This is a genomic window from Fluviicola sp., assembly GCF_030151805.1.
Classification (GTDB): Bacteria; Bacteroidota; Bacteroidia; order Flavobacteriales_D; family Crocinitomicaceae; genus Fluviicola.
Window position 1 is genome coordinate 1 of record NZ_JASLCN010000320.1, and the last position, 9,683, is coordinate 9,683.

4 protein-coding genes are annotated in these 9,683 nt (G+C 42.3%); all 4 read left to right on the forward strand.

What is annotated here, in order from left to right; all coding sequences use genetic code 11:
• The coding region (locus tag Q1V93_RS12225) for a hypothetical protein (RefSeq protein WP_300665079.1) at nucleotides 1-1,113 on the forward strand (1,113 nt) is incomplete at its 5' end.
• Nucleotides 1,114-1,127: 14 nt separating this feature from the next.
• A complete protein-coding gene (locus Q1V93_RS12230) occupies nucleotides 1,128-4,430 on the forward strand; it encodes a hypothetical protein (protein WP_300665082.1) in 3,303 nt (1,100 codons plus the stop codon).
• A gap of 3 nt (nucleotides 4,431-4,433) precedes the next feature.
• The gene (locus Q1V93_RS12235; RefSeq protein ID WP_300665084.1) at nucleotides 4,434-7,493 is read left to right on the forward strand and encodes a hypothetical protein; all 3,060 of its coding nucleotides are present in this window, start codon (nucleotides 4,434-4,436) and stop codon (nucleotides 7,491-7,493) included.
• Between the two features lie 28 nt (nucleotides 7,494-7,521).
• Nucleotides 7,522-9,683 (forward strand): DUF6443 domain-containing protein (locus tag Q1V93_RS12240; protein WP_300665087.1); only part of this gene is annotated, 2,162 nt, incomplete at its 3' end.

Sequence of the window (9,683 nt, forward strand, 5' to 3'; positions counted from 1 at the left end):
CTAAAGAAGAAACCATTCATCTTTAGTCAATTTGGAAATTATACATACCAATTGGTAGCGAATAATACAAGCGAAAGTGTTACCACCTATTCCGGTACGGGAAGTAATAATGGTATCGTGACAGTGAACAACGTTCCTCCGGGAGTTTATACACTTACCTGTACGCAAACGGGAGTAGTAACACCAATTGTTTTAGTTTATACAGTTTATATCGGAGTCCAGGCAAGTTGGTTTCCAACACACCCGAATTATATCTTGAGTCAGAATACGTACTCTTTGCAGCGGGATAACCTAAACCCTTCCGTTTATTCGAGTGCACTTAGAACATATATTTTAACTGCAGGAGCGAAAGGATGGATTTGGTTCAACCCGGTAGTTAGCGCATTTTCCGGTTCGAGAAATGATTATTTGACGATTGCGGATAATTTCGGGAACTTACAGGCTCCTGCTTCCAGTCAAACGTACCTTTCGTTCCGGAAAGTAGACGCAATGCAATCTCCGGTTGGAGTTTTCCCGGTTATAAATATTCCGGCGGGAGTTCAAATTGTTTGGAATGATGCTGTGACTTTGAATACGGGATCTCTTGTTGTTCCGACTAACGCACTCATTACGATCGAAATGACAGGTTCAATCATGAATGTGAAAGCAAATAATGTATCCGTTACATCGCTGACGCAGCCTACCGGTTTTATTCGCATGAAGGCCAATTCAAACAGATACAGTGAAGGTTTCAAAGGTGTGCATACAACTTTTGTATGTACAGCCAGCCAGACTATTGACCAGGTAGGGTATTACGAATTGGGGCGAGATTACGCGGCGGGTTATGCAACTGCGGTTGAAGGAAAAGTGAAATTCACTTTTGACGAAGAATACGCCATTGAATCAGGTAAAAAACTACAGTATGTGGTTTACAATGATGCCAATACACCCATTGCTTCCGGAAATCTCAACGGAACTGTTACGGGAGGAGCAACTGCTTTAACCTATGATTTCGATGATAACAGGTATGTTTTAACTGTATCATCATTTGCAACAGCCGGTAAATTCTATCATTTGGAGGTTACCACATCGACCGGACAAAAAAGATACTTACGCTTTTTATACAAGAATTAATAACAGAACTACCTATGTATTTATTGACAACATTAAACAAGAGAACAAAAACGATCAGTTGGTTCCTGATCCATGTTTTTGTATTGCAAATCATTCCTTTTTCGTCTTTTGCAGGTTCAGCGAATCAGCTGCCTGTGAATTTGGCGCAACCGGTTGAGGCTGAAAAGATAGATCTTGCAAGAGCTATTTTAGCATTGTCTGAGCTGGAATCGAAAGAATCAAAGACTTCAGAAGTATCATCAAATGTATTTAAACAACCCAGCCAGAATCTACAGTTAAAATCTATTTCAAGTGTTTCAAGTTCCGGAGGAGGTTTTTCGCCGGGATCTATGAACGATATGGTTGATCCGTTTACAGGAGATTTTTCCTATTCCATTCCATTGATGGATGTGGAAGGTTATCCGTTGACATTGAGCTATAATTCCAATGTAACGATGAGTTCGGAAGCAACCTGGGTTGGTTTGGGCTGGAACCTGGATGTGGGTTCTGTGAGCAGGGAAATGCGTGGAATTCCGGATGATTTTAACGGTGATCAATACATCACCTCTACTTATAAAGTTAAAAAGGACGAAACAAATGACGGTTTTAAAGCCGGGGGATACATGGCTATTTCAGCCGGTTTTGGATCGGGAAACATTGGAGTTGCCCCGAAACTACAACTTACAGCACTTTGGGGAAGATACACCAATTCTTATTTAGGTTTGGGGAAAACCTTTGATATCGGGTTGCAGGCTGCCGTAAATTTGAGCTACAGTAATGATGACATTAGCGCAGGTCCCGGCCTTAAATTCGGGTTGGGTTATTCTTCCGATACAAAAGGAGGAGTAGGATTCAATAAAAGTTTTGGAATTACTGCTGATTATGGACCCAAAAATGGAAAAACAGGACCTTATGCAGGAGTAGGAGTAACCTTCGGGAATAATTTCAATTCCCGCCACGGCTTGATCGCAAAAACACAAAGTTTCAATGCCTCTGCAGGATATGTAGCTTCTGCCTCTGTAGAGGATGAGAGAGATTCGGAAACGAATAAATTGTTGAAAAGAGGTGAAGGTGCAAGTACCTTCGGTGCTGCTTATGGAGCCAGTTCTTCCATTCCATACGGAACAGCGGCTTCTATGCCCAGGTTGCGTCGTACAACTTCTTCCAAAAGTGATGCATTCATGACGGATTTATACTTCGGGTTTGCACTGAAGCCAATAACGATGAAAATCGGAGGTATTTTGGAAACGTATACAACTTCTACAGAATTATCAGGACCAACCAGTGTGATTAAGCAACCTGCTTACGGGTATCTGCACTCCGGAAAAAGAGCCGGAGAAAATGAATCCTTCTCAGTCATGGATTTTGATCGCGGAACGGATTTTGCTTTTTCTGAAAACATGAAAAACCTTCCATTTTCCATTCAGGCATTTGATGTTTTTCATGTTTCCAGTTCTGGTTTGAATGCACAGTTTCGCGCAAATAGAAGTGATATCGGAACGTATTATGACGCTTCCGTTCAGGGTGAGTTGAATCACGATTCCGAGTTGTTGATAAATGATGATATGAAGGCTGTTAATGCCGGAGTACTATTGGGTGCAGGTGTCACCGTTGAAGCAGGATATTCCACTGCTGTAAACAGGGGAGAGACGGAATCCGGAAAATGGCACTCAGGAGTCAACTTTAATTCTGTTCCGGCAGGATCGAAATTCGATCCGGATACTTATTTCAAGGCCGTGGGTGAAATAACACCGAATGATCTGACAAATTACAATACGTTCGGAGGAGAAGCTGCGCGTTATTTTCCGATCAATAAATCCGGATCTGATTTGAATTTAAGCCAGACGTTAGATAATGGCACAGCCATTTACCAGGGAAGTATTGTAAACACTCAGCCGCTTAGAGCGACCATTTTTGAGCCGATAACGGTTGAAGAGCGTATGGCCAGCCTGAATGATTATGATAAAAAGATTTATTATTTCACACCAACCGGTACCTCTGCAACAGCTGAATTAAGAAATATTGGTTCCAGAGCGAATAATCATATTTCTTCCATTAAAGTAGTATCTGCTTCCGGGGGAATTTACAATTATGGTCTTCCGAATTATTCCCTGTTAACTTCAGATGTTTCTTTTTCCATAGAGAATACCGGAGGCAGAATCTACGATGATTCCAGGGGAGAAGTAAGTTATGTCATCGGGGATGATGAGACTTCGAATGCCCTTGGAAAAGCCCACATGCTTGACCGCACGGATATTCCGGCTTACGCTTCTTCATTCATGCTGACTTCTATTGTCGGATCGGATTATGTGGATATGACGAATGACGGACCAACTATCGACGATGTGGGGTCTTATCACAAATTCGACTATGTTCGTTATTACGATCATACTAACCGATACAAATGGCGTTTCCCGGTAAGTGGAATGAACGGAGCAAAACCCAAGGCAATTCTGAATAAAGGATATTTGTCTCTTTCCACAGATGATATTGCAACCTATTCTTATTCGGAAAGAGAAGTGTATTATCCGAAATCGGTGAGCGGTAAAAACCTGATTGCAGTGTTTGAATTGAAAGATCGTCACGATGCATACGGAGTTAAGGACAAAAACGGACTGTTGGAGACTTCCATGCCTTTACAGTGTCTGGACAAAATTAAATTATACAATCTCAGCGATTACAATCAAAATCCGAATGCAGCTGTTCCTTTACAGGTGGTTGAATTTGAGTATGATTATTCTTTGTGTTTGAATGCTCCGAATAATCCGGAGACATACAATCATCCGAACTCTTTTGAAAGCGGAAAACTCACGTTGAAAAGTATTCGCACCTATACAGGAACTTCCCAGGAAATGGGGCGCAGTAAAACGATTTTTACCTATAATAACGGTCCTGATTACAATCATTTGAATGTAGACCGATGGGGGAATTACAAGGTAAATGATCCGAATCTTCCGAATAACCTATACCCGGCAGCGATCCAGAATGAAACGCTTGCAAATGAACATGCAAAGTTTTGGAAATTAGCTTCCATCACAACACCTGCCGGAGGTGAAATGAGTATTGCTTATGAAGCAGATAGCTACGGATTTGTTCAGAACAAGCGTGCAATGAGACATTTCCAGATTGCAGGAATGCTGAATCTATATCAATGTCGTGCAGTAATGAATGGTGAAGCCTGGAATACATCAAATCTATCCAATGAGTTCAGAAATGATAGTTATGATCCGAATTTGTTGTTGATTGACGGGAATTTTTTCAAGAAATACGGAACGTTTGAAAAAAATCTAACTCCGAACAATATGCTGGTGTTCAAATTGGAGAGACCTATTGACTGATCTGTGGCAAAAAGTGTTGCTGACAAAACCGTGAAAGACGATTATTTTAAAGACCCGAGTGAAGGTTCGAATGCGTATTTGAAAGAGCTTTATTTCAATGTGTATGCAGAGGTAAAATCGGGATACCAGGAAATGATTCCTTGTTTTGTGCAAATTATGGAAGATTATCCGAACCTGTTTTTCCCTTTTAACGGAAGCGCCGGAAGTAATATGCGTTCGATCGGAGTCATGCCTCCAACGAGCTCATCAAGCTCTTATGAATACGGGTATGTAATCCTGGATCCGATCAATGTAGGAATGCTGGAAACAACTCAAAAAAAGAAAAAGAAAAAAAGCGAAAAAGAAGATATCCTGATCATGCACCCGGTTCAGCGTTTCGGGGTTGATTTTATCCGTCAGAATTTGCCGGATATTGTATATGGGGCATGTGAAACCTGTTCGGGAGAATTAGACGTGGATAAAAAAGCGTTGTTCGGAGAGGAAATGTATAAGTATCTGATCACAGAAGGGTCTTATTTGAGAAGTATGGATTTGTCACGGTCTTTCGTGCGTTTGTATGAACCGGATAACAAAAAAATGGGTGGAAATGCCCGGGTAGCCGGAATTCTATTAAATGATAAATGGGGTGGTTTATCCGGAGAAGGAACTGTGAGTGATGGAACCTATGGCTGGCAGTATTTGTATCCGAATCGTACCAGCAGTACGGGAGTTGCAGCTTATGAACCTGCTGCCGGAATGGATGAAAATCCCTTCTATGGTTGGGATACCTATTACAACATGGCAAAGAAATTCCCCGATGAAATGAACTTTAATGTGACCCCGGTTGCCATGCAGTTATATCCAACCCCTACTGTCGGATATGAACAGGTTCGGGTTCAGATGACAGGAATAGCACAAAATTCAAAAGGATCGGTTGTCTATAATTTCCACACCAATAAGGAAAATAAATACAGAACTCAGACAAAGACAACAGGAGTTGAAACAAGCGATCCTGTGAAAGAAAAGAGTTTCTTTTCAGGAAGCACGCTTGATAAATACGGGTTTTCCCAGGGATATTCGGTAATTACAAATGATTTTCATGGAAAACCGATTGATGTTACTCTGACAGATACAAAAGGAAATCTGATTTCCAGGTCAGAGTATGAATACTATGAATTGGGTGAGGAAATTCCGATGATTAACCGAAAAGGAATCGTTCGTAATGAACGCGCCGCTCAAGAGGTTGATGTGCATATGGATTCCAGGTTTGTGTATACGGAATCCAAATTCCAGATGGCAGGATTAACCCTTGGGTTTACCTTCCCGACGTTTAAAGTGAGTATCGGGCCTTCTTATTCCCAATCCACCAGCAAGAGAGGATTTTATTCACACAGTTTAATTAAACACATGAATTATTCTGCAGTTGTAAAAAGCATCACGACCAGTTATTTAGGGTCTTCCAATACGGCAAAGAATGAACTGTATGACAAATACAGCGGGGAAGTAGTGCTATCCAGTTTACAGGATGAGTATAATGACCGTTTGTACAACCTGGTTTATCCTTCTCATTGGTATTACCCGGGATTGAGAGAACTGAAAGGTGTTCCGGCAGCAACTCTTTCCGGTTACATGGATGCTGCAACAGGACAGTTAACGACAGAAGATGAGATATCGGAGTTTTATGCACCAGGCGACCTGGTAGTTTTCTCTAACGGATCAACTACTGCAGAAGGAACTATTTTGTCTATCGCAGAGGACGGACTCAGCGCGTATGTTTTAAAGGATAACGGTGCTCCTTTTACAGCTTTCTCTGGCGCTGTTTCCATGAGTCTGAAGAAAAGCAACCGAAGTAACCGATTGACCGAATCCATGCAGTCAATCGTCACAAAAGAACCGATTGATGTTAATCCGAATGGCTTTTCTTTCCCTTCAAACGGGAATATTTTATCAAGCTCAGCAATCACTTATAAAGATAAGAATAACCTGGTATGTGTTGCGAATGGTCCGGTAAACCCGTTTACTAACGGAGCAAAAGGTGAGCTGGTTGTGGATGGCGAATTTAGCTGGCAGAGTGAACGAAAACAGGAGACAGATCCGCATCGTACCCGATTTGATGGAGCATACTCCAGTTATGAACCATTTTATTCAATGCAACCCGGACATGAGTGGAGGAGACTAACTCCACCAAATTACCAGGGGTGGCGTAAAAGCGGTGAGGTCACCAAATTCGATCATTTAGGAAATGTGATTGAAGGAAAAGACCCGCTGAGAATTTTCTCATCCATGCTTTATGTCACCAATAACAGAGTAACCGGACTTCCCGTTGCACAGGTAGTAAACGCCAATTTAACGGATGTTGCCTTTGACGGATTTGAAGAATATACCTACGGACCAAATGCGCAAACCGGTCATCCTTCTCATTTTGATTTTATCAACCAGGTAAACGGAAGTACTGTTTTGATCAGTAACACGGTTCGCCATAGTGGTAAAAGCTCCATTCAACTCCAGGCAGGGGCGGAAGCTGTAGTGGATAAATCATTAAGACCAATGTGTGCAAGTGATGCCGTGATTGATACGGATGTTCCTCAGAATTTGGTATTGAGTCAGGATAACAGGTGTTTGTGTACTCCACCTTTCAATCCGCTTCCGGGGCAATATCTGTGCAACGCATGGGTGAAGGCAAATGGAAATGCAAGTGTTCGGGTAGAGGTTACAAATGGTTTCACGATGGTTACTACGCCCTATACGTGTGTGCCCGTAGGACCAGTCATTGAAGGCTGGCAGCGCGTAGAAGTGGAATTTGAGATTCCTTCCAATGGAGCCTCAAACTTCAAAGTGAAACTTCAGAATTCTTCCGGACAAACAGCTTACTTCGATGATTTGCGTATCCATCCGTTCCTGGCTGGAATGAGTACAACGGTGTATGATCCGGTGACTTTCCTTCCCCTGGCAACGCATGACGGATACAACTATACAACGTTCTATAATTACGACGAGAATTTACAACTCGTTCGTGTGAAAGTAGAAACGATCGAAGGAATCAAAACTGTTTCTGAAACGGAATCCGGATTATCAACCAAATAATTAACCAGAATCACAGACTTCAATAAACATGAAAAAGTTTAAATATATACTGACCATCCTGATGTTGGTTTTGGTCAACCAATCGGTGTTTGCCGCCATTGAGCGATTCAGCAACCGGTTGGAAGGAACAGCGTTAACGGCAGGAAGTACCCTGAGTGTGTACGATGATAAGTATTACGACATGGGTACAGACCCGTTTTGGGTGTCCCGTTTTGCAAATAAACAAGCAACAGGGACAATTCGGATCGGATTGAACCCGGACGTCGTTCATCCGAATAGTTTTTCAGCATTCCAATTGATCGAAATTACTTCCTGGACCTGGAACCCTGCATCCGCTAGTTTTGTAGCTTCTGCGCCGATTACGAAGGCTTTTGGGTTAGATTATTCAAGTTCAGGATCGGATAATTCGGATGATCAGACCACTTTTGTAGTTAACGGCGCGCACAGGATTTCAGTCAGAGTATTAAACGGAACCTTACCGCTTGAAGAGTTATTTCTTGAAACAACGATCGAGGTGGAGCGTTATTATATCCTGGATAACAACCCGGTTATCAATTTAAAACACACCACTTCAAATGTAACTGCTGACGGATCACAAATCGAATTCAGTTGGGATACTAAATCGGGGGCGGAATTTTATGAATTGGAATGGGTTCATATCAATAATTACAAGCTGGATTCTCAGGGACCGAGCGATTTTTTGGGAGAAAACGACCTGAATTACAATTTCTACCTGAACAGTACACGCATTGAAACCAGACAGAATTGGTGCAAAATTCCACGCATTTTCGACCATGGATACATTGTGTATCGTGTTCGTCCGATTGGAAAAAACGGAACGACTTTTACCAACAGGCAAGATGGAACGTGGACAGCCGGGGAATCAGGTGTAGTTGCTTCATTTCCTTCTGCAAATAAGATTCAGATCACCGATAAATTTTCTGCTCATAACTGGTCGCACAATGTGGTTTATGCAGAAGATGGAAAACGTTTCGAAGGAATTTCCTATGCCGATGGTTTAGGGCGCGCACATCAATCGGTGGCATACAACCCGGTAACAAACCAGGCAATTGTTTCCAACGTCTACTACGATGAATCAGGCCGTGCGGCTGTAAGTGATTTGCCAACCCCGGTTCCGGGTGCTTCAATGAAGTTTCGGGATAACTTTAACCTGGTAGATGGAACGACGATCCCTTATTCCAGGAATAACTTTGATGGAATTTTAGTTGATAGCTGTTTTGCAAATTCGGTTGGGTTTTCAACCGGATCAGGAGCAGGGAAATATTATTCATCGTCCAATCCGGACCAAAACGGGGCAAATGTGGCTATTCCGGATGCAGAGAAATTCCCGTTTTCGAGAGTGACATTTATGAACGATTATTCGAACCGTGTTTCGAGTGTTTCTGCTGCAGGAAAAGACCTGAAAGCCGGTTCAGGAAAAGAAACAAAGATTTTTTATCCGAGCACGAATCCAAAGGAATTAAACCAATTGTTTGGAACGGAAATTGGTTGGGCACCGCATTATCAGAAGATGATCACGGTAGACCCGAACGGACAGATTTATGTTCAGTATACGGATATGGCGGGACGCACCGTATTGTCTTACATGGAAGGACCAAGTCCCGGAAATGTAGACGGGATTGATGGCAATTCATCAACAGACCTGGATGTGGTGCTGATTGAGAATGGATACCCGCAGAGTACCAATACTGCTGTTCCTTATTCTGAACTTTCTTACAGCCAGTACGTTTCTTCAGATACCGTTTTCAATTTCAATTATTCCTTTACCCCGGAACAATTCCAGAGTGCTTGTACGGGAACTTTGTGTCTCGACTGTATTTACGATTTGGAAATTGAGGTATTTGATTATTGCGGAGCACCTGTCATTTTGAACGGATATACCAACCCGGTTCACATTATCGGGTCAGATATCGATGATTTGATCAATGGAACCTGTAACGGGATCAATGTGCATCAAGAAGCCTTCTCTGCACATTTAAACCCCGGAATGTATACAATCCATAAAAAACTAACGGTGAATCAGGATGCAATAGACCAATACTGGTGTTTGTATTTGGAGGCAAATACGTGTATTGAGGGAGTGCAGTCGATTTTCAATGAAGCATATGCGACTGAATCTTTCGCAGCCTGTGATCCTGTCATCATTGATGACGAACCGGAAAGCGCCTG

Coding starts and splice junctions, on each gene's coding strand:
- Q1V93_RS12230 (WP_300665082.1), top strand. CDS start 1,128: ATGTATTTATTGACAACATTAAACAAGAGAACAAAAACGATCAGTTGG.